The sequence below is a fragment of the Streptomyces sp. LE64 genome, assembly GCF_052606915.1.
In genome coordinates this window covers 1,207,577-1,231,074 of sequence record NZ_CP199708.1, presented here as the reverse complement: position 1 = coordinate 1,231,074, position 23,498 = coordinate 1,207,577, and the positions used below count along the sequence as shown (strand labels likewise).

Annotated in this window: 23 protein-coding genes and 1 riboswitch; of the genes, 12 read left to right on the top strand and 11 right to left on the bottom strand. The window is 74.6% G+C overall.

Annotated features, from left to right (window positions below):
• The first annotated feature begins 103 nt into the window (after positions 1 to 103).
• Both ACSMX9_RS05475 and ACSMX9_RS05470 read left to right on the top strand, forming a co-directional pair.
• Positions 104 to 1,450, top strand: a complete 1,347-nt coding sequence (locus ACSMX9_RS05475; RefSeq protein WP_351242577.1) for a class II 3-deoxy-7-phosphoheptulonate synthase — start codon at positions 104 to 106, stop codon at positions 1,448 to 1,450.
• Between the two features lie 188 nt (positions 1,451 to 1,638).
• Positions 1,639 to 1,899 (top strand): (2Fe-2S)-binding protein, encoded by a 261-nt coding sequence (locus tag ACSMX9_RS05470; RefSeq protein WP_445400396.1) that lies wholly within the window; start codon positions 1,639 to 1,641, stop codon positions 1,897 to 1,899.
• 34 nt (positions 1,900 to 1,933) lie between these two features.
• Here the strand turns inward: ACSMX9_RS05470 and bfr are convergent, their stop codons facing one another.
• Entirely contained in the window at positions 1,934 to 2,413 is a 480-nt protein-coding gene (bfr, locus tag ACSMX9_RS05465) for a bacterioferritin (RefSeq protein ID WP_445400394.1), read from the bottom strand.
• Between the two features lie 161 nt (positions 2,414 to 2,574).
• Between bfr and ACSMX9_RS05460 the strand changes: the two genes are divergently transcribed.
• Entirely contained in the window at positions 2,575 to 3,207 is a 633-nt protein-coding gene (locus tag ACSMX9_RS05460; RefSeq protein WP_351242481.1) for a sulfite oxidase-like oxidoreductase, read from the top strand.
• A 47-nt stretch (positions 3,208 to 3,254) separates the two neighbouring features.
• Here the strand turns inward: ACSMX9_RS05460 and ACSMX9_RS05455 are convergent, their stop codons facing one another.
• The 5 genes from ACSMX9_RS05455 to thiO all read right to left on the bottom strand — a co-directional run bounded on the left by ACSMX9_RS05455 (position 3,255) and on the right by thiO (position 8,394).
• A complete protein-coding gene (locus ACSMX9_RS05455; RefSeq protein ID WP_445400392.1) occupies positions 3,255 to 4,139 on the bottom strand; it encodes a deoxyribonuclease IV in 885 nt (294 codons plus the stop codon).
• Between the two features lie 48 nt (positions 4,140 to 4,187).
• Positions 4,188 to 6,131, bottom strand: a complete 1,944-nt coding sequence (pknB, locus tag ACSMX9_RS05450) for a Stk1 family PASTA domain-containing Ser/Thr kinase (RefSeq protein ID WP_445400390.1) — start codon at positions 6,129 to 6,131, stop codon at positions 4,188 to 4,190.
• 77 nt (positions 6,132 to 6,208) lie between these two features.
• Complete coding sequence (locus ACSMX9_RS05445; RefSeq protein WP_445400388.1) at positions 6,209 to 7,003, bottom strand: thiazole synthase; 795 nt, start codon at positions 7,001 to 7,003, stop codon at positions 6,209 to 6,211.
• Between the two features lie 3 nt (positions 7,004 to 7,006).
• Complete coding sequence (gene thiS, locus ACSMX9_RS05440) at positions 7,007 to 7,240, bottom strand: sulfur carrier protein ThiS (RefSeq protein WP_445400386.1); 234 nt, start codon at positions 7,238 to 7,240, stop codon at positions 7,007 to 7,009.
• Positions 7,237 to 8,394, bottom strand: a complete 1,158-nt coding sequence (gene thiO / locus ACSMX9_RS05435) for a glycine oxidase ThiO (RefSeq protein ID WP_445400384.1) — start codon at positions 8,392 to 8,394, stop codon at positions 7,237 to 7,239. Before thiO ends, thiS begins: the two co-directional genes overlap by 4 nt.
• Positions 8,391 to 8,503: riboswitch (TPP riboswitch) on the bottom strand. It overlaps the preceding gene by 4 nt.
• A gap of 47 nt (positions 8,504 to 8,550) precedes the next feature.
• Between thiO and ACSMX9_RS05430 the strand changes: the two genes are divergently transcribed.
• From ACSMX9_RS05430 to ACSMX9_RS05405, 6 genes are all read left to right on the top strand, one after another.
• Positions 8,551 to 8,940: a hypothetical protein gene (locus ACSMX9_RS05430; RefSeq protein WP_351242493.1), complete on the top strand. Its 390-nt coding sequence runs from the start codon at positions 8,551 to 8,553 to the stop codon at positions 8,938 to 8,940.
• 182 nt (positions 8,941 to 9,122) lie between these two features.
• Complete coding sequence (locus ACSMX9_RS05425; protein ID WP_445402902.1) at positions 9,123 to 10,286, top strand: NAD(P)/FAD-dependent oxidoreductase; 1,164 nt, start codon at positions 9,123 to 9,125, stop codon at positions 10,284 to 10,286.
• 90 nt (positions 10,287 to 10,376) lie between these two features.
• Positions 10,377 to 10,742, top strand: a complete 366-nt coding sequence (locus ACSMX9_RS05420; RefSeq protein WP_351242497.1) for an Rv2175c family DNA-binding protein — start codon at positions 10,377 to 10,379, stop codon at positions 10,740 to 10,742.
• A gap of 129 nt (positions 10,743 to 10,871) precedes the next feature.
• Positions 10,872 to 11,567: a thiamine phosphate synthase gene (gene thiE, locus ACSMX9_RS05415; protein WP_445400382.1), complete on the top strand. Its 696-nt coding sequence runs from the start codon at positions 10,872 to 10,874 to the stop codon at positions 11,565 to 11,567.
• A 173-nt stretch (positions 11,568 to 11,740) separates the two neighbouring features.
• The gene (gene metF, locus ACSMX9_RS05410; protein ID WP_445400380.1) at positions 11,741 to 12,661 is read left to right on the top strand and encodes a methylenetetrahydrofolate reductase [NAD(P)H]; all 921 of its coding nucleotides are present in this window, start codon (positions 11,741 to 11,743) and stop codon (positions 12,659 to 12,661) included.
• Between the two features lie 44 nt (positions 12,662 to 12,705).
• Positions 12,706 to 13,578, top strand: a complete 873-nt coding sequence (locus ACSMX9_RS05405) for a hypothetical protein (RefSeq protein WP_445400378.1) — start codon at positions 12,706 to 12,708, stop codon at positions 13,576 to 13,578.
• Positions 13,579 to 13,600: 22 nt separating this feature from the next.
• Here the strand turns inward: ACSMX9_RS05405 and ACSMX9_RS05400 are convergent, their stop codons facing one another.
• Positions 13,601 to 15,112 carry a phytoene desaturase family protein gene (locus tag ACSMX9_RS05400; RefSeq protein WP_445400376.1) on the bottom strand — a complete coding sequence of 504 codons (1,512 nt, stop codon included), beginning with the start codon at positions 15,110 to 15,112 and terminating at the stop codon, positions 13,601 to 13,603.
• A 300-nt stretch (positions 15,113 to 15,412) separates the two neighbouring features.
• Positions 15,413 to 16,027, bottom strand: coding sequence for a TetR/AcrR family transcriptional regulator (locus ACSMX9_RS05395; RefSeq protein WP_445400374.1), 615 nt, complete (start codon positions 16,025 to 16,027; stop codon positions 15,413 to 15,415).
• Between the two features lie 151 nt (positions 16,028 to 16,178).
• Here ACSMX9_RS05395 and ACSMX9_RS05390 point away from each other — a divergent pair, with 151 nt between their 5' ends.
• From ACSMX9_RS05390 to ACSMX9_RS05380, 3 genes are all read left to right on the top strand, one after another.
• Positions 16,179 to 16,694: an SAV_6107 family HEPN domain-containing protein gene (locus ACSMX9_RS05390; protein ID WP_445400372.1), complete on the top strand. Its 516-nt coding sequence runs from the start codon at positions 16,179 to 16,181 to the stop codon at positions 16,692 to 16,694.
• Positions 16,695 to 16,836: 142 nt separating this feature from the next.
• Positions 16,837 to 17,607, top strand: coding sequence for a class I SAM-dependent methyltransferase (locus ACSMX9_RS05385; protein WP_445400370.1), 771 nt, complete (start codon positions 16,837 to 16,839; stop codon positions 17,605 to 17,607).
• Positions 17,608 to 17,906: 299 nt separating this feature from the next.
• On the top strand, positions 17,907 to 18,311 hold the full coding sequence (locus ACSMX9_RS05380) for a DUF3040 domain-containing protein (protein WP_351242513.1): 405 nt from the start codon (positions 17,907 to 17,909) through the stop codon (positions 18,309 to 18,311).
• 172 nt (positions 18,312 to 18,483) lie between these two features.
• Here ACSMX9_RS05380 and ACSMX9_RS05375 read toward each other — a convergent pair whose 3' ends face one another.
• From ACSMX9_RS05375 to ACSMX9_RS05365, 3 genes are read right to left on the bottom strand one after another with little or no spacing between them, the layout of a single operon-like run.
• Positions 18,484 to 20,880 carry a transglutaminase TgpA family protein gene (locus tag ACSMX9_RS05375; RefSeq protein ID WP_445400368.1) on the bottom strand — a complete coding sequence of 799 codons (2,397 nt, stop codon included), beginning with the start codon at positions 20,878 to 20,880 and terminating at the stop codon, positions 18,484 to 18,486.
• The gene (locus ACSMX9_RS05370; RefSeq protein WP_366117663.1) at positions 20,877 to 22,238 is read right to left on the bottom strand and encodes a DUF58 domain-containing protein; all 1,362 of its coding nucleotides are present in this window, start codon (positions 22,236 to 22,238) and stop codon (positions 20,877 to 20,879) included. The genes ACSMX9_RS05375 and ACSMX9_RS05370 overlap by 4 nt, the downstream gene beginning before the upstream one ends.
• Positions 22,238 to 23,287 carry an AAA family ATPase gene (locus ACSMX9_RS05365; RefSeq protein WP_445400366.1) on the bottom strand — a complete coding sequence of 350 codons (1,050 nt, stop codon included), beginning with the start codon at positions 23,285 to 23,287 and terminating at the stop codon, positions 22,238 to 22,240. Before ACSMX9_RS05365 ends, ACSMX9_RS05370 begins: the two co-directional genes overlap by 1 nt.
• Positions 23,288 to 23,498: the final 211 nt, after the last annotated feature.

Genomic DNA, 23,498 nt, shown 5'->3' with positions numbered 1-23,498 from the left:
GCTCGCGGGCCGGTCGATCCCGTGCTCACCTGCGAGGTGTGTCTCAAAAGATGAGCGGACAGATGGACACCTCCGCCGAGCACGTAATGTTGTCCGGGTGACCGTGAACGCTGAAACCCAGCCCGTCGCCGGGGCCACCTGGCGCGACCTGCCCGCGGCGCAGCAGCCCGAGTACCCGGACGTCGAGGCTCTGCGCGATGTGATCGCCGACCTCGAAAGCTATCCGCCCCTGGTGTTCGCCGGCGAGTGCGACCAGCTGCGCGCCCGCCTGGGAGCGGTGGCCAAGGGCGAGGCGTTCCTGCTCCAGGGCGGCGACTGCGCCGAGTCCTTCGACGCGGTGGGCGCCGACCAGATCCGGGCCAAGCTCAAGACCCTGCTCCAGATGGGCGCCGTCCTCACCTACGCGGCGTCGGTGCCGGTGGTCAAGGTCGGCCGGATCGCGGGCCAGTACTCCAAGCCGCGCTCCAAGCCCACCGAGACCCGGGACGGGGTGACCCTGCCCACCTACCGCGGCGACTCGGTGAACGGCTTCGCCTTCACCGAAGAGGCGCGGGTGCCCGACCCGCAGCGCCTGAAGCGGATGTACCACGCCTCCGCCTCCACGCTGAACCTGGTGCGGGCGTTCACCACCGGCGGTTACGCGGACCTGCGCCAGGTGCACGCCTGGAACCAGGACTTCGTGCGCTCGTCCCCGTCCGGGCAGCGCTACGAGCAGCTGGCCCGGGAGATCGACAACGCCCTGAACTTCATGCGGGCCTGCGGTACGGACCCCGAGGAGTTCAAGACCGTCGAGTTCTTCGCCTCCCACGAGGCGCTGCTGCTCGACTACGAGGGCGCCCTCACCCGCACCGACTCCCGCACCGGCCGGCTGTACGACACCTCCGGCCACATGGTGTGGATCGGTGAGCGCACCCGCCAGCTCGACGGGGCGCACATCGAGTTCGCCTCGAAGATCAGCAACCCCATCGGCATCAAGCTGGGCCCGACGACCACCGTCGACGAGGCGCTGACCTACATCGACCGTCTGGACCCGGACCGCGAGCCCGGTCGGCTCACGTTCATCGTCCGGATGGGCGCCGACAAGGTCCGCGACAAGCTGCCGAACCTGGTGGAGAAGGTCACCGCCTCCGGTGCCACCGTCGCCTGGGTCACCGACCCGATGCACGGCAACACCTTCGAGGCGGCCTCCGGGCACAAGACCCGTCGCTTCGATGACGTGCTCGACGAGGTCAAGGGCTTCTTCGAGGTCCACAAGGGGCTGGGCACCCACCCGGGCGGCATCCACGTGGAGCTGACCGGCGACGACGTCACCGAGTGCGTGGGCGGCGGCGACGAGATCTTCGTCGACGACCTGCACCAGCGCTACGAGACGGCCTGCGACCCGCGGCTCAACCGCAGCCAGTCGCTGGACCTGGCCTTCCTGGTCGCGGAGATGTACCGCGACCAGTGAGGAGCCCGGTCACGGGTGATCTTCCCGGAACGCACCGATGGGGCGCGGATGCTGTGATCCGCGCCCCATCGGGCTGTCCGACCCTTTTGCGCCACCCGGAGCGGAGGGTAAGGTTAGGCAAGCCTCACCGATCGGGGGGCCGTCCGGCCCGGCCCGGACTCCGAGCGCCCCACCGGGGAGGTGACCGCGTGTACGTGTGCAGCTGCTTCGGCATCACCGAGTCGCAGGTGCGACAGCACGCGGCGGACGGGGCGTGCACCCCGCGTCAGATCGCCTCCGCGTGCAAGGCGGGCACGGACTGCGGTTCCTGTGTGAAGCGCATCCAGGCGCTGCTCGGCCGGGGCGCGTGCCCCCGCCGCGAGCTGGTCGACCGGGGCGACCCGGCGCTGGCGACGATCGGAAGGGCGCGTTCCGACGGGCGTGTCGCCGACCTCGACGAAGCTGCCTGACCGTTTCTGCGGCTGACGGCCGGGCCGCGGCGGCTCAGCTGCTCGGCTGCTCGATCTGTTGGGCCAGGTAGAGCGCCTCGCCGAGCTTCTCGATCAGTTCCAGCTGGGTGTCGAGGTAGTCGATGTGGTGCTCCTCGTCCTCCAGGATGTCCTCGAAGATCCGTGCCGAGGTCACGTCCCCCTTGGCCCGCATCACGTCGATCCCGCGCTTGAGCCGGTCGATGGCCTCGATCTCGACCTGCCGGTCGGCCTGGAACATCTCGGTCACCGTCTGCCCCACCCGGACGTGGAACAGCCGCTGGTAGTTGGGCAGCGCGTCCAGGAAGAGGATGCGCTCGGTGAGCCGGTCCGCGTGCTTCATCTCGTCGATGGACTCGGACCGCGTGTAGTTCGCCAGCTTGGTCCAGCCGTTGTTGTCCTGGATGCGGTAGTGCAGCCAGTACTGGTTGATCGCCGTCAGCTCGCCCGTGAGCTGTTCGTTCAGGAATTCGATGACCTCGGGGTCGCCCTGCATGCCGAAGGCTCCTTCCCAGCGGGATCGGTGCGGTGGCCGCATCCTCGCACCGCCCCCGGGGGGCGTCCAGTAAGTGCCTCCTTACTAGGAGTTGCCCGTTCTCGTGATGGTGGGCTCCGACCTGGTCGGGAACACTCGTCCCGGTCTGTCAGGATGGATACATGGGTCATCCGGTCGGTCGCGAATCTCCACAAGCGGCGCAGCAGCCGCTACCGCCGGGACAGCGGCTCCAACGCGGTTGGCCCGTCACGCACTACGGTCCGGTGCCCCGGTTTCGTCCGGAACGCTGGGAGTTCCGCGTCTTCGGCGCGACCGCCGACGGGGGGAAGCGGTGCTGGAACCACGAGGAGTTCTCGGCCCTCCCGTACGCCACGGTGGTGGCCGATCTGCACTGCGTCACCAAGTTCAGCATGCTGGGGGCCGAGTGGGGCGGCGTCCTGACCCGTACCGTCCTGGACCTGGCGCCGCCGGCCCCGGACGTCACCCATGTGATGGTCTGGGCGGAGTACGGCTACAGCGCGAACATGCGGCTCTCCGACTTCGGTGCCGAGCGGGCCGTCTTCGCCAGCCACAAGGACGGTGAGCTGCTCACTGCCGAGCACGGCTTCCCGCTGCGTCTCGTGGTGCCCCACCTGTACGCCTGGAAGGGGCCCAAGTGGGTCCGCGGCGTCGAGTACATGACCGCCGACCGCCGGGGCTTCTGGGAGGAACGGGGTTACCACAACGTCGGCGACCCCTGGCGCGAGCAGCGGTACTCGTACCAGGAGGCACCGGGCGAGGGCCCCGAACTCTGACCGGCCCGGTGCGCAGGCGTTCCTGCTGACCACCCGACGCCGTACCCCTAGGGGGTGGACCGCCCGCCCGTCCTGAGCCGCTTCAACAGCGCCACGTCGTCGGTGTGCCCGTCCTTGCCGCCCGGGGTCTCGATCACCAGCGGAACGCCCTCGGTCGCGGCATGGGCGAGGAGGGCCCGGAACGGGTCCGCACCGATCCGACCCGCACCGATGTTGGCGTGCCGGTCCCGGTGCGAGCCCACGTCCGCCTGGGAGTCGTTGGCGTGGACGAGCTTCAACCGGCCGCTCCCCACCGTGCGCACCAGGGTGTCGAGGGCCTCGTCCATCCCGCCCGGGCCGGCCAGGTCGTGTCCCGCGGCGAAGGCGTGGCAGGTGTCCAGGCAGACGCCCAGCTTCGGATGGGAGTCCAGCGCCTCGAAGTACGGTCCGAAGTCCTCCATCCGCGAGCAGAGCGAGGAGCCCTGCCCGGCCGTCGACTCCAGCAACAGGAACGGGTCGTCCTCGTGCGTCAGCTCGTCCAACAGCGGAAGCACCAGCTCCCGCGCCTGCGCCAGGGCCACCTTCCGTTCCCGTCCGCCGGTCGCCGAACCGGTGTGGACGACCACCCCCAGCGCCCCGATCGCCCGGGCCCGGCGCAGCGAGTGCCGTAGCGACACCACCGAGGACCGGGCCGTCGCCTCGGTGTGGGAGCCGACGTTGACGAGGTACGGGGCGTGCACGTACGCCTGCGTGCCCGCGGCGGCGCAGGCCGTGCGGAACTCCTCGTCCTGGCGCGGATCGCCGGGCGGGGTGGCCCAGCCCCGGGGGTTGGCGACGAAGACCTGAACGGCTTCGGCGCCCATCTCACGGGCGTACGCCAGGCCGGTGGAGGCCAGGCCGCCGGCGACCGGGACATGGCCGCCGACGGGGTTGCGGAGCGGGGTGACAGTCACCCCACCAGGGTTTCACGCCGCCGGAGCCGACCGGCCGCCGGTGCGGACTCAGCGGATGCTGAGGGTGATCTCCGAGCCCTCGGGCGCCTTCTGGCCCGCGTCCACCGACTGTCCGCGCACCGTGTCGCCGAACAGCCCGAGGATGCCCCGGTCCTCCTTCACCGCGAACCCGGCGGCCTCCAGGGTCTGCCGGGCGTCGTCCACCGAGTCCCCGACCACGTCCGGGACCTCGATCATCTCGGGGCCGTCGGAGAGCGTCAGGGTGACGGCCTCCCCCTCGGCGGCCTCGTAGCCGGCCCGTGGGAACTGCCGTGCCACCTCGCCCGCGGGCACCTTGGCGTGCACCCGCTCCGAGGCCACCTCGGTCTCCAGCCCCCGTGCGGCCAGCGCCTCCCTCGCCTCGTCCAGGGGGCGACCGCTGACGTCGGGCACCTCGACCGGGGTGCCCCGGCTCAGGGTGATCGCGACCGCCGACCCCGCCCGCCGCGGAGTGTCCGGCGCCGGATCGGTGCTGATCACCTCGCCCCGGGGCACCGAGGCGTCGAACTCCTCGGTGACCATGCCGGGCACCAGTCCGACCGCCTTCAGCTCCTTGCGGGCCACGGCCAGCGTCCGGTCGGTGACGTCGGGCACCCGCACCGTCCGCGGCCCCAGCGAGACCGTCAGCCCGACGCTCCCGTTGCCGCGGATGCGCTCGCCGGCGGCCGGCTCGGTGGCGATCACGGTGCCGCGCCGATCGGTGTCGCTGTACGCCCGGCGGACCTTCCCGACGTCCAGCCCGGCGTCCGTGAGCCGGGCACGGGCGTCGGCCTCGGTCTGGGTGAGCAGGGCCGGGACCCGGGTGAACTGGCCGGAGTTGATGTACCAGACGCCGATGCCGAGCACCACCGCGAGCAGGGCACCCACCCCGGCCAGTACCGCCCGCGGCGGACGCCCCCCGCGCCGGCCCGGGCGGGACCGCGCCGGCCGGGCGAGCAGCGCGGTGCGCTGCACCCCCCGGTCCGGGTCGTCCGACGGGGACGGGGGCGGGGTGCCGAGGGCCCGGGGGATGACGCTGGTCCGGTCCTCGGAGGTGTCCCGGCCCCCGGGCGCGGCCTCCCGCGCCTGCGGGGGCGCCGCGTCCAACTGCGCCGGGGTGAGGGCGTCCCGGGCCAGGCGCAGCGCGGCGAGCAGCTCCACCGCGTCGGCCGGCCGCAGCCGCGGGTCGCGGGCGGTGGCGGAGGCGACCAACTCGTCGAGGGCCACCGGCAGCCCGGGCACCGCCGCGGAGGGTGCCGGCACGTCCTGGTGGACGTGCTGGAAGATCACGTAGGCCGCCGAGTCCCCGGCGTGCGGCTTGTGGCCGGTGAGCATCTCGTAGAGGACGATCCCGCAGGCGTACACGTCCACCCGGGCGCCCGAGTCCCGGTCCGCCGCCGGGTCCTCGGCCACCTGCTCCGGGGCCAGGTAGGCCAGGGTGCCGAGCACGGTGCCGGTCGTGCCGGTGCCGCTGCCCGCGGCCCGGACCAGGCCGAAGTCGGCCACCTTGACCCGTCCGTCGTCCCCGACCAGGACGTTCTCCGGCTTCACGTCCCGGTGGACGAAGCCCGCCCGGTGCGCGGCGCCGAGGGCGGCGAGCACCGACTCCAGCACGTCCAGCGCGGCCCCGGGACGCAGGGCCACCCGCTCGCGCAGCACGTCCCGCAGGGTACAGCCGGCGACGTACTCCATCGCCAGGTACACGTACGCGCCCTGGGCGCCCTGGTCGAAGACGCCGACCACGTTGGGGTGGGAGAGCCGGGCCACCGACTTGGCCTCGCGGATGAACCGCTCCACGAAGCTCGCGTCCACGGCCAGCGCCGGGTGCATGACCTTCAGGGCGACCACCCGGTCCAAGCGGATGTCCAGGGCCCGGTAGACGGTGGCCATGCCGCCCGTCGCGATCTTCGCGTCCACCCGGTAGCGGGCGTCCAGCACGTGCCCGAGCAGCGGGTCCTGAAGCGACGTGTCCACGGAGGCAGTCTAAGAGCCGGCGGAAGCAGGGCGCGCAGCCCAGGTGGGTGCGCGCCCCCGCGAGCCCGTGCGCCGGCTCAGAACGCGGGGCGCTCCGGGTCCAGCCGGGCCTGCCCCGTCGTCGGCGAGCTGGCCCGTGCGAAGAAGCGCCGGGGGATGCGCCCGGCGCGGTACGCCAGCCGCCCGCCGTCGACCGCGTACCGCATGGCCCGCGCCATCTGCACCGGCACCCGCGCCCGGGTGACCGCCGACGCCAGCATCACCCCGGCGCAACCCAGCTCCATGGCGAGAGCCACGTCCGAGGCGGTACCGGCACCGGCGTCCAGGATCACGGGCACCCCCGCGTGCTCCACGATCAGTTCGAAGTTGTGCGGGTTGCGGATGCCCAGCCCGGAGCCGATGGGCGAGCCCAGGGGCATCACCGCCGCGCACCCCACGTCCTCCAGCTTGCGGGCCAGCACCGGGTCGTCGTTGGTGTACGGCAGCACGGTGAACCCGTCGTCGACGAGGATCTCGGCGGCGTCCAGCAACTCCACCGGATCGGGCAACAGGGTGCGCTCGTCGGCGATGACCTCCAACTTGACCAGGCTGGTGCCGAGCGCCTCCCGGGCCAGCCGGGCGGTGAGCACCGCCTCGCCCGCGGTGAAGCAGCCCGCGGTGTTGGGCAGCACCTGGATCCCGAGCCGCTCCAGGACGGACAGCACCGACCCGGCCGTGGTCGGGTTCACCCGGCGCATCGCCACGGTGGTGAGCTGGGTGCCGGAGGCCACCAGGGAGCGCTCCAGCACGTCCAGGCTGGGGGCGCCCCCGGTGCCCATGATCAGTCGGGAGTCGTAGCTGCGGCCACCGAGCAGGAACGGGTCGTCGGCCATCGGTCAGCCCCCCTGGACGGCGGTGAGCACTTCGACCCGGTCGCCGTCGCGGACCGCGGTCAGCGGCCAGCCGGTGCGCGGCACGACCGTTTCGTTGAGGGCCGCGGCGACCCCGGCGGGCGCGGCGGTGAGCTGGGCGACCAGCTGGTCGAGGGTGGTCCCGGGCGTGACGTCCCGGGCTTCTCCGTTGAGGGTGACGCGCAGGGGCGCGGCCCCGGCGGCGGACGGCACGGTCATACGGGTTGCTCCTGGGGGAGGCGGGCGAACCGGAGGGGCGAGAAGGGACGGGCGGCGGGCGGCAGCTCGCCGTGCACCAGGGCGTGCGCCAGGACGTCCCCGGTGATCGGCGCGAGGAGGACGCCGTTGCGGTAGTGCCCGGTGGCCAGCAACAGGCCGTCCAGCGCGGTCGGGCCGAGCAGCGGCGCGTTGTCGGGGGAGCCGGGCCGCAGGCCGGCCAGGGTCTCGACGAGCGGGAGTTCGGTGATGCCGGGCACCAACTCGTGCGCGTCCCGCAGCAGTTCGTAGACGCCGCCGGCGGTGACGCTGGTGTCCCAGCCGAGTTCCTCGCTGGTGGCGCCGAGGACGAGCTCACCGTTCTCGCGCGGCACCAGGTACACCTGTCCGCCCCGCACCACCGCCCGCACCGTCCGGCTCAGGAACGGGGCGTGCGCCGGGGGCACGGTCAGCCGCAGCACCTGGCCCTTGACCGGGCGCACCGGGGGCAGCACCTCCTGCGGGACGCCGGCGAGCCGGCCGCTGAGGCTGCCGGCGGCCAGGACGACCCGCCCGGCGGCCAGCGCGGTGCCGTCGGCGAGCACCACGCCCGTGGCGCGCTCCCCGTCCGTCCGCAGCCGCCCGGCCCGTTGCCGGTGGAAGACCACGCCGGCCGCGGCACAGGCGGTGACCAGGGCGGCGGCGAGCCGGCGGGGGTCGATCTGGTGGTCGTCGTCGACCCGCAAGCCACCCCGCACCCCCGGCGCGAGCATCGGTTCGAGCCGCCGGCACTCCCGGCCGCTGAGCCACTCGGAGCTGAGCCCGGCCGCGGTCTGCACGGCGTGCAACTCCCGCAACTGGGCCCGGTCGTCCGCGTCCAGGGCGACGGCGAGGGTGCCGCACCGCCGGTAGCCGAGGTCCGCCCCGGTGACGGCGGAGAGTTCGGCGACGAACGCCGGATACGCCTGCGCCGAAGCGGTGTTGAGGGCCAGCAGGGTCTCCTCGCCGGGGTGCAGCTCGCTGACCGCGGCCAGCATCCCGGCCGCCACCCGGGCGGCGCCGCCGCCCGGCGCGGGGTCCACCACCGCGGTGCCCAACCCCCGCTGGGCGGCCCGCCACGCGGTCACCAGACCGATCAGTCCGCCGCCGACGACCAACACGTCCGCTGTACGAGACATGGCTGTCCCGCTCCTCCCTTCGCCGGCATGACCCGGATCAGGTTCGTACGGTCGGCGGCCGGTCAGCCCCCCTCTCAGCCCGGTCGTCCGGGCTCCCGCGAGTTACCTTGGCCACCCTAACCCGATGCCCCGCACGCCAGTAGAGGGAGCCGCCCCGTGCCCCGACAGACGCCCCGGCCCGTCCCTCCGTCCGCCCCGGGTGCGCCGGCGCTCGACGGCCGGGTCTTCGCTCCCGTCGTGGAGCAGGCGCCCGGTCAGGTCGGCCCCCGCACCCGCTTCGCGTACCACGAGCGGGACGGCGTCGTCTGGGCCGAGTACGCGGGCGGGGACGTGGTCCGCGGCCACCTCGTGGGCACCCGCGACGGGGACCGGCTCGACTTCCGCTACGTCCAACTGCGCACCGACGGCACCACCGCCTGCGGCCGCTGCACCTCCGAGGTGCTGGTGCTGCCCGACGGGCGGCTGCGGCTGCTGGAGACCTGGGAGTGGGAGTCCGGCCCCGGACGCGGGACGAGCGTCGTCGAGGAGCTCGCGGACGCCGCCTGACCGGCGCGGTGCGGCCGGGGGGTTGTCTATCGTGGCCCCGCGGGGCCGGTGCGGCCCGCGGCGGGCGCGCAGTGCAGGCAGCGGAAGCGTACGAGGATGGCGAGGTGGCCGCGGTGAGCGAGCCGGCGACGGACCGAACGACGGAACCGACCCCCGCGGGGGTCGTCATCGCGGGTGCGGGGATGGCCGGGGTGCAGACCGCCGTCGCCCTGCGCGAACAGGGTTACACCGGTCCGGTGCTGCTGATCGGCGCCGAGCCCCACCAGCCCTACGACCGACCGCCGCTCTCCAAGGCCGTCCTCCTCGGCAAGGCGGAGGACTCCGCCTTCGACATCGACTTCCCGGACCTCGACGTCGAGCTGCGGCTCGGCCTGGAGGTCACCGGGCTCCGTCCCGAGGAACGCCTCCTGGACACCGAGGCCGGCCCGGTGCCCTACGACACCCTGGTGATCGCGACCGGCGCCGAGCCGGTGCGACTGCCCGGCACGGAGGGCGTGCCGGGGGTGCACCTGCTGCGCACCCTCGACGACGCCGCACGGCTGCGGCCGGTCCTCGCGGACGGACGGGACGTGGTCGTGGTCGGCGCCGGCTGGATCGGCGCCGAGTTCGCGACCGCCGCCCGTGAGGCGGGGTGCCCGGTGACCGTGGTGGAGGCCGCCGACCGGCCGCTCGCCGGCGCGCTGCCCGCCGAGGTCGCCGCGCCGATGGCCGACTGGTACGCCCAGGCCGGCGCCACCCTGCGCACCGGCGCCCGGGTGGCCCGCGTCGAGCCCGGCACGGTGGTGCTGGAGGACGGCACGGCGCTGCCCGCGGGCGCGGTGGTGGTGGGCGTCGGCGCCCGCCCCGCGACCGGGTGGCTCGCCGGCTCCCCGATCGCGCTGGGGGCGTACGGGGAGGTGCTCGCCGACGACCTCCTGCGGACCTCCGTCCCCGGCGTCTACGCCGTCGGGGACTGCGCCTCCTTCCCCTCCGCCCGCTACGGGGAGCGCCTGCTGGTGCACCACTGGGACAACGCGCTCCAGGGGCCGCGCACGGTCGCCGCCGGGATCGTCGGGGCGGCGCCCGCGCCCTACGACCCGGTGCCCTACTTCTGGTCCGAGCAGTTCGGGCGCTTCGTGCAGTACGCGGGCCACCACGCCGACGCCGACGCCACGGTGTGGCGCGGGGACCCCGCGGGGGCCGCCTGGGCGGTGTGCTGGCTGCGGGAGGAGCGGCTGGTGGCGGTGCTGTCGGTGGGCCGGCCCCGGGACCTCACCCAGGGCCGCAAGCTCATCGAGTCCGGCGCGGCCCTGGATCCGGCGCTGTTGGCGGACCCCGGACTGCCCCTGAAGTCGGCCCTGCGCTGACCCGCTCGGGCGGTGCGCGGCGGGGCCGGTCGGCGGCACCGGCAGCGGGCCGCTTTTCCGATGTCAGGGGGAAGTGGCAGGCTTGGGGGCGTGACCGAGATTGACGTAAAGATTGATGCTCTCGTCCCCGCCTGGCTCACCCTCCCCGACATCGCCGAAGTGACCGGCGTGGAGGTGACGCGCGTCCGGCAGTGGGTCAAGGAAGGCCAGCTGATCGCCGTGCGCCGTGGCGAGAACAGGGCGCTGCACGTACCGGCGGCCTTCATCGACGGCGACAAGGTCGTCAAGGGGCTCAGCGGTACCCTCACGCTCCTGCGGGACGACGGCTTCACCGACGAAGAGATGCTGGAGTGGCTCTTCACTCCCGACCCGAGCCTGCCGGGAACGCCGGCCCAGGCCCTGAGCGAGAACCGGGGCACGGAGGTGAAGCGCCGGGCGCAGGCGCTCGCCGTGTGACCTACCGTGCGTGGGCCCCTCGACCGCCGGTCGACGGGCCCACGCACGGCGGTGTGCGGGCCCGACCGGGCGGTCGGGCCCGCACACCCCACCCGATCCGTTCCGCACCACCCCGGGGGGACACCGCACATGGGCGCCGCCGCCTCTGCCACCACCGCCGCCACCGACGCCGCACCGGCGGGCGGCACCCGAGGGGCCCGGCTCGCCGCGGCCCGGCTCTACCTCTGCACGGACGCCCGCACCCGTCGGGGCGACCTGCCGGAGTTCCTGGACGCCGTCCTCGGGGCCGGCGTCGACATCGTGCAACTGCGCGACAAGGGCATGGAGGCCGCCGAGGAACTCGACCACCTCCGGGTCTTCGCCGAGGCGTGCCGTCGCCACGGCACGCTCCTCGCGGTGAACGACCGGGCGGACGTCGCGCACGCCATCGGGGCCGACGTGCTCCACCTGGGCCAGGGCGACCTGCCGGTGCCCGCCGCCCGGGCCGTCCTCGGCGAGGACGTGCTGATCGGCCGCTCCACCCACGCCGTGGCGGAGGCGGAGGCGGCGGCCGCGCAGCCGGGCGCCGACTACTTCTGCACCGGCCCCTGCTGGCCCACCCCGACCAAGCCGGGCCGTCACGCACCGGGGCTGGACCTGGTCCGGCGCACCGCCGCGGCCCGCCCGGAGCGGCCCTGGTTCGCCATCGGCGGCATCGACCTGGGCACCCTCGACGAGGTCCTCGACGCGGGCGCCCGTCGGGTGGTGGTCGTCCGGGCGATCACCGAGGCGTCCGACCCCGCGGCGGCCGCCGCCGAGTTCGCCCGCCGGTTGCGTGACCGGTAGGTCCGTTCCCCGTGCCGGACCGTCCGCGATGTGGACGGCCCGGTGGGGGACGAGCCCCACGGCCCACGACGGATGAGACGAAAAGTGTCCGAGGGATGGACAGCGGAGCGTCATTTGCCGCTTTTGCCGGACGCCCGGTTGGGTGACGGCTCCGGCCTGGCTAACCTGCCGTTATGGCCCTTGGGACAGCTTCCACCAGGACGGACCGTGCGCACACGGTCCGTGACATGCTCGCATCCGGAAGGACGACGTACTCCTTCGAGTTCTGGGCGCCCAAGACCCCCAAGGGCGAGCGGAACCTCTGGAACGCGCTGCGCCGCGTCGAGGCCGTCGCGCCGAGCTTCGTCTCGGTGACCTACGGTGCGGGCGGCTCCACCCGGTCGGGCACGGTCCGGGCCACCGAGCAGATCGCCTCCGACACCACCCTGACCCCGGTCGCCCACCTGACCGCCGTCAACCACTCGCTCGCGGAACTGCGCAACATCATCGGCCAGTACGCCGACGCCGGCATCCGCAACATGCTCGCCGTCCGCGGCGACCCGCCCGGCGACCCCATGGGCGACTGGGTCCCGCACCCCGAGGGCCTCACCTACGCCGTCGAACTCGTCCGGCTCATCAAGGAGTCCGGCGACTTCTGCGTGGGCGTCGCCGCCTTCCCGGAGATGCACCCCCGCTCGCCCGACTGGGACGCGGACGTGCGGCACTTCGTCGACAAGTGCCGCGCCGGCGCCGACTACGCCATCACCCAGATGTTCTTCGACCCCGAGGCCTACCTGCGGCTGCGCGACCGGGTCGAGGCGGCCGGCTGCCGGACGCCGATCATCCCCGAGGTCATGCCCGTCACGAGCATCCGCCAACTCGAACGGCTGGGGCAGCTCAGCACCGCCGTCTTCCCCGCGGAGCTGAAAGAGAGGATGCTCTCCGCCAAGGACGATCCCGCGGCTGTACGCTCCATGGGAATCGCGTTCGCGACCGAGTTCTGCGCGAGGCTCCTCGACGAGGGCGTGCCCGGGCTGCACTTCATCACGCTGAACAACTCGACCGCGACGCTGGAAATCCACGAGAACCTGGGACTGCACCGCACGCGGTCCTGAGCCGGTCGTACGCGCACGGCGCCGACCGCACGAGAGGGGCGTACATGGGCTGGGCGGTCCTCTACATCGCGTTCGGCATCGTCGCGTTGTGGCTGTTGGGCGAGGTGCTCCTGCAGTACAAGGCCAGGCTCCGTTGGCGGTTGCTCGCCTTCTGCGGCTTCCTGGGCGTGGTCGTCGGCGTGGTCGTCCCCTCGGTGGTGGTGATCGGCATCGGCGCGATCGCCTTCGCCATCGGACAGACCTACGTGACCATGTCCTTCCGCCAGGGCTTCTCCACCGGGTGGGCGATCGGCGGGCGCCCGGGCGCCAGCAAGCGCCGCCGCAACCACGAGCAGACCCACCAGGAACCCACGCTCCGGGTGTCCGGGATGGAGGAGACGGCGACCTTCGACCGGGTGCCCGGCTTCCCGGACGCCCCCGGCCCCGCGTCCGCGGAGGACTTCGCCAACGCCGCCACCACCATCGGACCCGTCTTCGACGCGGACGGCCCCGCATCCGACCGCGGCGGCCCGGCCGTCGACGGGTACGAAGGGTACGACGGGTACGCCGACCGACACCCCGAGCACGCACCCGGATTCGGCCCCGACCCCGCCCACCTCGGCTACGCCGCCCACCCGGCGGCGGAGGACCCCTACCGCGGCGCCTACGACCCCGGGACGCAGCAGTACGCCGCCTACGCCGACCCCTACCCGGCGCCCGGCGGCTTCGACGCCCCCCACGACCCGTACGCACCGACCTACGGGCAGGACCCCTACGTCGGGGAGGGCTACCAGGACACCCCGCCCGGCGGGGTCTGGGTCCCCCAGCAGCGCATCACCGCCGCCGACGGCCTCCCGCCCGTCCCCGAGGCGCCGTACGACGGATACCAGGGCGCCTACGACCCCGAGCACGACGAGCGCCAGCCGTACCGCTACTGATCCGGCGACCGACCGCCGGCGCTCACTGGGAGCCGCGGAACTCCGGCCCCTCCACGATGAGTCCGGCCACCAGCGCCCCCGACATGCCCGCGTGCGGCAGCCCGCCGCCCGGGTGGGACCAACCGCCGACCAGGAACAGCCCCGGCACCCGGGTGTCGTTGGCCTGGTGCAGCAACCGGCCGCCGGCCGCCGCCAGCGCGGGGGCCGGCACGGCGCCGCCCGGGGCCGCGGTGTCCGCCGCGACCTGCACGGGGGTGCGCACCTCCCGCCACAGCAGCCGGTCCGCCAATCCGGGCACCGCCCGCTCGGCCGCCTCCGCCATCCGCCCGGCCGCCCGCTCGTACGCTTCCGTCGCCGTCCCGCCGTCCGCGGGGACGGTCGCGGTCAACGTCACCGCCTCGTGCTCCGCGTCCGGGACGCCCGCCGGGTCGCCCGTGCGCAGCACCTGCACCGTGGGGTGCCCGGGCAGCGTCGGCACCGTACCGAACAGCGCCTCCACCTCGCCGTCCGGATCGACGGAGTGGACCACCGTCCGGTGCGCGGTGCCCTCGGGCCGGGCGCCCCGCAGGGCCAGGAACACCGTCAGCCGGCTCGCGCCGACGCGCTGCGCCGGCACCTCGTCCGGGGCGCGCAGTGCGGTACCGGGCACCAGCACGTCCAGGACGGCCGGAGCCACCCCGGCGACCACGTGGTCCGCCTCCAGCACCTCCCCGTCACCGAGTTCGACGCCCGCCGCCCGCCCGTCGGCCACCACGATCCGGGCCACCGGGGCCCCGAAGCGGAACTCCACCCGGCGGGCGCGACACCGCTCGTACACGGCGGTGGCCAGCGCGCGCATCCCGCCGTCCACCGACCAGACCCCGAAGGTCTGTTCCAAGTAGGGCAGCACGGCCGCAGCGGCCGGGGCGGTCCGCGGATCGAGCCCCCACTCCAGGGGGTGGCTCTCCAGCAGCGCCCGCAGCCGTGGCTCGCCCGCCAACTCCCACTCGGCGATCTCCCGCACCGTGCTCGCGGTGCGGTCCCGGCGCCACAGCCGCTTCACCGGCTCCGCCGGATAGGGCTCGCGGTCGGCGAGCACCTGCCAGTTGGGCCACAACGGCTCCTCCAGCAGGGGCCGGCGGGCCCGGTCCCAGGCGTCCCGGGCCCGGTTCACGAACGCGGCCCACCGCTCGCCCGCACCGCCGCCGAGCCCCTCGTCCAGCGCCTCGCGGACGCCCGCGCGCGACGAGTTCGGCAGGGACACCCCGGTGCCGTCCGCGAAGAGGTGCCGCACCGCCGGCTCCACCTGGCGGAGCCCGACGCACCGCTCCAGCGGCTCCTTGCCGGTCTTGACGAAGAGGTCCCGCTGCACGGCGGGCAGCAGCAACAGACCGGGCCCGGTGTCGAAGCCGAAGCCGTCCCGGGCGAAGCGCCCCAGCGCCCCGCCGTAGGTCTCCCGACGCTCGCACACCACCACGCGGTGGCCCGCCACCGCCAGCCGTGCGGCGCCCGCCATGGCGCCCATGCCCGCGCCGATCACCACGATCCGTCCCATGCCGCGACTGTATCCGCCGTTCCGGCGGCACCGGGGACGGGTACTCAGAGGGGGATGAGTACCCGTACGGATGAGGGTGCCGCAACGGGACCGGAAGAGTGGGTCCCACGGAGCGGGGCACCGCGGACGCACCGCCGACACGGGGCGGCGGACCGGCCGCGGTGCCCGGAGCCCGGACCACGGGGGACGGGGGCGCACGGGGAAGCCCGAGCGACACGGGGGCCGCCGGTCCGGTACGGGCTCGCGCACACGCGGCGCTCCTGCGCGGTGCGTGCTCCGGCACGCACCGCGCAGGAGCGTTCACCGCCCGCCGCCCCGCCCGGGCAGCAACCGGGACAGCACCGCGTGCACCTCGTCCACGGACCGCTCCGGCTGGAACGACCGCCAGTCGAGCGCGGCCACCAGGACCGTGCCGACCAGCGCCGACGCGGTCAGCGGCACGTCGAGCGGCTCCTCGTCCCCACCCAGCTCACCCGCCGCGACCCCGGCCCGCAGCACCTCCTCGACCACGGCCACCGCCTCCCGCCGGACCGTCGTCAACGTGGGCTGCCAGGCCCGGTTGGTGCGCCACAGCTCCGCCACGTACAGCCGCACGAACGCCGGGTGCCGTTCGACGAAGACCAACCCCGCCCGGACCATCGCGTCCAGGGCGTCCGCACTCGTCCCGCCCGCCCGCCGGGAGCCCTCGGCGGCCTCCCGCAGCGAGGCGACGAGCAAACCCACGCCGTGCCGCAGCAACTCCTCGAACAGGACCGACTTGGTGGCGAAGTTGTAGTACACCGTTCCCTTGGCCACCCCCGCCCGCTCGGCGATCTCGTCCACGGTCGTCGCCGAGAACCCCTGCTCGGCGATCAGGGTCACGGCGGCCTCGTACAGCTTCTGCCGGGTCGCCTGACGTCGAGTGCTGCTCCGCATGCCCCCGATTCTCACAGGCCCGCCCCGCCGGCCCGCTTCCCGGCCGCGCCGCCCGGCGCGGAACCGCAGGTCGGACCGCGTTGTCAGAGGGGTGCCCCACGATGGGCGGTGAACGGCATCCGTGCCGTTCACGGACGACAGGAGGTTCGTCATGGCCCATTCCTCCGCGGCAGCCGCGCCGTACCACCGTGCCCACGGCAGCCCCGCCGGCGACGTGCACCCGGTGCCCCGCCGCACCGGTGCCCCGCCCGCCGCCCTCGACCTGCTGGCCAAGGCCCGCGCCGGACTGGACGAGGCCGCCGCCCGCACCGCCCCCAACGAGCGCTACGCCACCGCCCACCTCGCCGCCCTGCGCACCGCGGCGGCCGTCCTCGCCGCCCGGGCCCGGCCCGAGCCGCCCGGACGCCGTCGCCCCGCCATACGCAGCGCCTGGGAGGTGCTGCCCGAGGTCGCCCCCGAATTGGCCGAATGGAGTGCGCTGTTCGCCGCCGGCGCCGACCGCCGGGCCCGGGCCGAAGCCGGGATCACGGGCGCGGCCCGCCCCCAGGACGCCGACGCGCTGCTGCGCGACGCCGGAGTGTTCCTGCGGCTGGTCGAACGGATGCTGGTGCCGCGCCCGGTGCGGTCCCGGCCCGCCGCGCCACCACCGGTGGCGGACGCGGGCTGACCCGTCCGCGGCGGCGAGGCAATAGGGTGGGATGACCTGAAAGCCTCCCCCGCCGGCCGGGCCCGTGCCCGGCCGGACGGGCGGGGCGCGCCGATCGCTACCGCCGCCCGCCGGACGGTGCCGTGCCGAGGAGTCAGTTGCAGTGTCGGACCCGATGCGCCCCCGCGCCTCCCTCCGAACCGCCGTGGTCTGGGACGTGCTGAAGGACGCCCTCGACCAGCGGGTCAAGACCACGGGACGCGAGGTGCTCGACGTCCTGGACACCGGAGGCGGCAGCGGCAACTTCGCCGTACCCGTCGCCCGCCTCGGCCACCGGGTGACCGTGGTCGACCCCAGCCCCAACGCGCTGTTCGCCCTGGAGCGGCGGGCCGCCGAAGCCGGGGTCGAGGGCCACGTCACCGGGGTCCAGGGCGACGCCCTCGGACTCTTCGACGTCGTGGAGCGCGACGGCCACGACGTCGTGCTGTGCCACGGCGTCCTGGAGTACGTGGACGACCCGGCGGAGGGCATCCGCAACGCGGTCGGCGCCCTGCGGCCCGACGGGGTGCTGAGCCTGTTGGCGGCCGGCCTCGGCGGCGCGGTCCTGGCCCGCGCCCTGGCCGGTCACTTCGCCGAGGCCCACCGGGCGCTCGACGACCCGGACGGCCGTTGGGGCGAGGGCGACCCGGTGCCCCGGCGCTTCACCGCCGCGCAACTCGCCGAACTGGTGAACGCGGCCGGTGCCCGGGTGGACGCGGTGCACGGCGTGCGCGTCTTCGCCGACCTGGTGCCCGGGGTCCTGGTGGACACCGAGCCGGGGGCGCTGGACGCCCTGCTGCGGCTGGAGGCCGCCGTGGCCGAGCTCGACGCCTTCCACGCCGTGGCGACCCAGCTGCACGTCCTCGCGGCCCGCCCGGAGCCCGACGGGGAGTGACCCCCGCCCCCGTGCCCGCTCCGCCTCCCGTCGCCGTTGCCGCCCTGATCAGGGGCGCTGCGGCGGATGCAGTACGCCACACACCACCCGATCGGCCGGCACTCGCCGTATGATCGAGAGAGACGGTCCGGCATGACGGACGGGTCGCCGGGGAATGGACGCCTCAGCGGGCCGATCCGCCACGACGGGCTCGGACTGGCGAATTGGCGTAGAGGGGCGGGTTTCACGGGGGCGATTCCCTGCCTATCCTGAAGGGAACCCCCCGGTCGCCCCGGCGACTGCACGATGAGGAGGACTCCGTGCCGCTCTCGGAGCACGAGCAGCGCATGCTCGAGCAGATGGAGCGAGCGCTGTACGCCGAAGATCCGAAGTTCGCGACAGCGCTTGAGGGAAGCGGGCTGCGTACGTACACCCGACGCCGGGTGTACCAGGCGGCCGCAGGCTTCCTGGTGGGTATCGCACTCCTCATGGCCGGAATGGTCGCCCAGCAGATCTGGATCAGCGTGGTCGGCTTCCTCGTCATGCTGGGGTGTGCGGTGCTCGCCGTCACCGGATGGCGCAAGGCGCCCAAGCCGGGTGAACAGGTCGGTTCCGTACCAGGGGCCCATCCCGCCCGGCCGCAGGACCGGCAGCGCCGGTCGATGATGAACCGCATCGAGCAGCGGTGGCAGCGCCGCCGCGACGAGCAGGAGGGCGGGCGCTGAGCCCACCGTCCCACCCCTGGGGCACCCCTCGACCACCGATCCGCCCGGCGCCGGCCCCGGCCTGCGCCCCCTAGACGCCAGGGCGCCCTCCGACGCATGCGGAGGGCGCCCTTCGCATGCGCCCCGGGAGGCGGTGGGTCGCCGGCGAGCCCGGCGACCCACCCCGTCGCGCTCAGCGCCGCAGCAGGGCCCACCGGGGCAGTGCCCCGGTCGTCCGCACCCGCAGCGCCGTCCAGCGTTCGCTGCCCGCCCACAGCAACCGCACCGCGGACCGGGGCGCCAGCCCGGCCCGCAACCGGGCCGTGCGCCCCACCGACCGGTCCAGTGCCGCGCGCACCGTCCGCACCTCGTCCCCGAGGCCGGCGACGGCCCGCGGCGCCGGCGCGTACAGCACCTGCTCGACGGCCTCGGCCACCCGGTGCGCCGCGGCCCCGGCCGCCCCGTCCAAGCCGGCCGTGCGGACGATCCGTGCCGCCACCGCCCGGGGCGTGCGGGAGGGATCGGGAGCGATTCCGTGGTCCCAGGCCGAGTCGACCAGCTCCTGCCAGGCGGCCAGGACCCGGGCGGCGGCGTCCGCCTCCGTGCGTCCCGGGGAGGACCCGAGCCGTACCGCCCGCACCCGGGCCCGCCACAGGGCGGGCCCGAACGGCAGCGCCAGTGCGACCAGCACCCCCAAGCCGATCAGCAGGCCCGTCCAGGGCGGACCCTCGCCGCTTCCCGCGGCACCGGCCGCGGCGGAGGGCGAGGCGGCCCCGCAGCTGCCGTCCAACCGGCGCTGCTCCACCGAGCAGGTCTCGGTGCGGGAGGGCGCGGCCGAGGGTGCCGCACTCGCCGAGCGGCTCGGCGCGGCCGAGGCGCTCGGCGTGTCCGAGGGGCGCTGGGCCCGGGTGTAGTCCGGGGCCGAGCCCCGGCTCGGCGTGGGCTCGAACCGGGTCCAGCCGACCCCCTCGAAGTACAGCTCGGGCCAGGCGTGGGCGTCCCTGAGCCCCACCGACACGGTGCCGTCCGTGCCCGGGGAGCCGGGGGTGAAGCCCACGGCGACCCGGGCCGGTATCCCGAGCGTGCGGGCCATCGCGGCCATCGAGAAGGAGAAGTGCACGCAGAAGCCCTGCTTCTGGGTGAGGAACCGGGCGATCGCCGCCGCTCCGGTCCCCGCCGTGACCTCCGTGTCGTAGGTGAAGCCGCCGTCGACCGAGAACCAGTCCTGGAGCTTGACGGCCCGCTCGTAGTCGTTCGAGGCGCCCGCGGTGACCCGGCGGGCCTCCTCCGCGACCACGTCCGGCAGGGAGTCCGGCACCCGGGTGAACTCGCGGACGAACTCCGGGGGCGGCGCCGGCGCGTTCGCCAGGTCCTGCGCGGTGGGTTCGACGAGCAGGCTCTCCACCGTGTACCGGGCGCCGCGGGTGGTCTGTCCGTGGTCGCCGACCAGCGTGCGCCCCACCGGTTCGAAGCGCCAGTCGCCCGGGATCTCCGTCCGCTGCATCGGGAACGGCATCGGCAGCCAGTTCTGTGCGTACCAGTCGGCCGCCTCGATCCGGGTGGTGACCCCGCGGCGCTCGACCTGCGGGCTCAAGCCCACGGGCGGCGGCAGCACCTCGGGCACCTCCGTGATCTCCCGGACCGAGGGCTTCCACGCATTGCCGTCGAAGTCGTCGAGGGAGACGATCCGCAGGTACAGCTCCTGGGGTTCGGGGGTGTCGGTGGTGTACCGCAGCACCTCCCGGTTCTCGGGCTGGTTGAGGCTGTTCTGGAGCGACACCAGCGGATTCACCGCGGAGATGGTGCCGCCGCCGGGCTCGCCCCCGTCGCCGCCGCGGTCCCGGTCCAGCAGACCGCCGTCCAGGGCGGGCAGGGCCAGCGGCGCGGCCACGGCGATGCCCAGCGCCATCGCCCCGATCCGACGGCCGGTGCGCACCGGCACCGTCCGGCCGCTCTCCAACCCGGCGGTGACCCGACCGCCGCGTGCGGCGGGGGCCCCGCTGAAGACCCGCCCCCACCGCAGCAGCCGGTCCCGGCCCTCGGCGAGCAGGAGCAGCAGGTAGCCGACGGCGGCGAGCGCGAACCAGGTCCAGCCCGCGTCGCCCCCGCCGATCCCCACGGCGACCGAGTACAGGGTGAGCAGCGGCAACCCGGCCGGGGCCGCCGCCCGGAAGGTCACGGCGAGCGCGTCCACCGCGAGGCCGATCAGCAGCACCCCGCTCACCAGCATCAACCGCACCCCGTCCGACAGCGGCGCGGGCGGTGCGAACCGGCCCACGTCCTCGCCGCCGTCCCGGAGCAACTCGGCGAAGGCGGTGATCGTGTCGGGGACGGGCACGAAGCCCAGCAGGGCCCGTTCCGCGACGAAGGACGCGGTGAGCAGCAGCACGGTCACCAGGACCTGGGCGAGCAGGGTCACCGACCGGGGGAGCGGGGCCTGCCGGCCCAGCACGCCCACCACCGCCTGCACCCCGAGCAGCGCCGCGGCCTGGACCAGCCAGGAGGACGAGTCCACCAGCGGGACCAGCGCCGCCGACGCCGACAACGTGGCCAACCAGGCGCACAGCACCAGACGCCATCGGCCGCTCATGACCATCCTCCCGTTCCCGGTGCCGCGTCCGCTGCGGCGCGCTCCCGGTCGGCCCGGCGCCACAGCTCGGCGAGGCTCGCCCCCGGCGTGACGGCCAGGGCCGTCCAGCCCGCCTCGCGCAGGGTCCGCAGCCGGCCTTCGCCCCGGTCGTCGGGGCGGCCGGCCGAACGGGCCCACCACCCCGGGTCGAGCACGAAGGCCACCGCGGTGCCCGCGCGCTGCCGCATCCGGGCGGCCACCGCGAGCTGTTCCTCGTCGAGACCGCCCAGGAACGCCACCAGCAGCCCCTCCCGTTCGCCGCCCAACCGGTCGTGGGCGCGCGAGAGTCCCGCCCCGTCCGAGTGCTCGACCGCGGCCAGGGTGTCGAGGAGCAGCCCTCCGGTGTCGGTCGACTCCGGTGACGGGCCGGACCCCCCGAATCCGTCGCCCCCCTGGTCCGGCACCGAGGCGCCGGTGTCCGTCAGCAGACGCGCCGACAGGCCCCGTTCCAGCACGTGCAGCAGCACCGAGGCGGCGCCGGACACCGCCCACTCGAAGGCCGAGTCGGGCCCGGCCCCCTCGTGGGCGAGTCGACGGGTGTCCAACAGGACCGAGCAGCGGGCGCGTTGCGGCTGCTCCTCACGGCGCACCATCAGCTCGCCGTGGCGGGCGGTGGAGCGCCAGTGGACCCGGCGCAGGTCGTCCCCGTACCGGTAGCCGCGCGGGATGAGGTCGTCCTCGCCGGCGAGGGCCAACGAACGCTGTCGTCCGTCGCCGAACCCGGTGGCCGCGCCCCCGAGCCGCACCGGCGGCAGCTGTTCGACCCGGGGCACCACGGTGAGAGTGTCGTGGGTGGTGAACGAACGGGTCAGCTCGCACATCCCGAAGGGGTCGCCCAGCCGCAGTTGGAGGGGGCCCAGGGGGTAGCGGCCGCGCAGGTCGGACCGGACCCGGTAGGACACCTCGCGCCGGCCGCCGGCCTCCACCCGGTCCAGGATGAACCGGGGGCGGGGCCCGAGCACGTAGGGCACCTGGTCCTGGAGCATCAACAGTCCGGTCGGCAGCCGCGACACGTTCTCCATCCGCAGTTGGACCCGGGCCTCCGAACCGGCGGGCACCCGCGCGGGGGTGAGCACCCGGCTGCTGGCGACCCGGTAGTGGGTGCGGTACAGCACCAACACGCACACCAGAGGCAACACGGACAGCAGCAGCCCGACCCGCAACAGGTCGCCCTGCCCCAGCACGTAGGCGCACGCCGTGGCGGCGATCCCGGCGGCCAGGAAGGAACGTCCGCGGGTGGTGAGCCCGCCGAGGGCGGCCCACGGTCCGCCCCGGGCCCGCTGGGGGCCGCCCCGGTGCGGATCGCCGGGGGCCGTCATCACAGCCTCCGCGCGCCGGGCGCACGCTCCCCGAAGACGGGCGCGCCCGGCCCGCGGCCGGGGTAGCCGCCGCCCGCGGCCGGCTGTGCGACCGGCACGGGGGTGCGCTGGAGGATGTCCAGCACCACCTGCTCGGCGGTGCGCCGGTTCAACTGGGCCTGGGGGGTGGGCAGCAGCCGGTGCGCGAGCACCGGGGCGGCCAGCGACTGCACGTCGTCCGGCAGCGCGTACTCCCGACCGGCGAGCGCGGCGGCGGCCTTCGTGGCGCGCAGCAGGTGCAGCGTCGCCCGGGGGGAGGCGCCGAGCCGCAGGTCGGGGTGGTTGCGGGTGGCCGCCACCAGGTCGACCACGTAGCGGCGGACGGTGTCGGCGACGTGGACGGTGCGGACGTGCTCGATGAGCTTGGCGACGTCGTGCGCGCGGGCCACCGGTTGCAGGTCGTCCAGCGGGGAGGCGCCGCCGTGCACGCCCAGCATCGCCAACTCCGCCTCGGGACTGGGGTAGCCGATGGACACCCGGGCCATGAACCGGTCCCGCTGTGCTTCGGGCAACGGGTAGGTGCCCTCCATCTCCACCGGGTTCTGCGTGGCCACCACCATGAACGGGTCGGGCAGCTCGTAGCTGTGCCCGTCGATGGTGACCTGGCGCTCCTCCATGGACTCCAGCAGCGCGGACTGGGTCTTCGGGGAGGCCCGGTTGATCTCGTCCCCGATCACCACCTGGGCGAAGATCGCACCCGGTTTGAACTCGAAGTCCCGCCGCTCCTGGTCCCAGATCGACACCCCGGTGATGTCCGAGGGCAACAGGTCGGGCGTGAACTGGATGCGGCGCACGGAGCAGTCGACGGACCGTGCGAGCGCTTTGGCCAGCATGGTCTTGCCCACGCCCGGCACGTCCTCGATGAGCAGGTGCCCTTCGGCGAGGAGTACGGTCAGTGAAAGTCGTACGACCTCCGGCTTGCCCTCGATCACGCTCTCCACCGATGCGCGGACGCGCTCCGCTGTGGTGGTCAGATCCGTGAGGCTCGCTCGATCGTCATAGGTCGTCACCCGGCCCTCCTCGGCCCTCCCCCTGGCGCCTCGCGGTGCCGGGGATTCCCCAAATTCAGGGCCGGTGCGCGCTGCCGCGGACCGACCCACCCCGAAACCCGGGCACCACGGGTCGCGGTCGGGCCGCAACGCCGTGTCCACGCATTCTTGTGCCCGCCACCGGTCGGTGTCACTGCTGAGGGACAACGCGGCCCGGCGGACGGGGTGGACG

Coding starts and splice junctions, on each gene's coding strand:
- ACSMX9_RS05405 (WP_445400378.1), top strand. CDS start 12,706: ATGGGCTGGGCGGTCCTCTACATCGCGTTCGGCATCGTCGCGTTGTGG.
- ACSMX9_RS05400 (WP_445400376.1), bottom strand. CDS start 15,112: ATGGGACGGATCGTGGTGATCGGCGCGGGCATGGGCGCCATGGCGGGC.
- ACSMX9_RS05390 (WP_445400372.1), top strand. CDS start 16,179: ATGGCCCATTCCTCCGCGGCAGCCGCGCCGTACCACCGTGCCCACGGC.
- ACSMX9_RS05370 (WP_366117663.1), bottom strand. CDS start 22,238: ATGACGGCCCCCGGCGATCCGCACCGGGGCGGCCCCCAGCGGGCCCGG.
- ACSMX9_RS05460 (WP_351242481.1), top strand. CDS start 2,575: ATGGGTCATCCGGTCGGTCGCGAATCTCCACAAGCGGCGCAGCAGCCG.
- ACSMX9_RS05375 (WP_445400368.1), bottom strand. CDS start 20,880: ATGAGCGGCCGATGGCGTCTGGTGCTGTGCGCCTGGTTGGCCACGTTG.
- thiS (WP_445400386.1), bottom strand. CDS start 7,240: ATGACCGTGCCGTCCGCCGCCGGGGCCGCGCCCCTGCGCGTCACCCTC.
- thiO (WP_445400384.1), bottom strand. CDS start 8,394: ATGTCTCGTACAGCGGACGTGTTGGTCGTCGGCGGCGGACTGATCGGT.
- ACSMX9_RS05425 (WP_445402902.1), top strand. CDS start 9,123: ATGGCCGGGGTGCAGACCGCCGTCGCCCTGCGCGAACAGGGTTACACC.
- ACSMX9_RS05445 (WP_445400388.1), bottom strand. CDS start 7,003: ATGGCCGACGACCCGTTCCTGCTCGGTGGCCGCAGCTACGACTCCCGA.
- ACSMX9_RS05395 (WP_445400374.1), bottom strand. CDS start 16,027: ATGCGGAGCAGCACTCGACGTCAGGCGACCCGGCAGAAGCTGTACGAG.
- bfr (WP_445400394.1), bottom strand. CDS start 2,413: ATGCAGGGCGACCCCGAGGTCATCGAATTCCTGAACGAACAGCTCACG.
- thiE (WP_445400382.1), top strand. CDS start 10,872: ATGGGCGCCGCCGCCTCTGCCACCACCGCCGCCACCGACGCCGCACCG.
- metF (WP_445400380.1), top strand. CDS start 11,741: ATGGCCCTTGGGACAGCTTCCACCAGGACGGACCGTGCGCACACGGTC.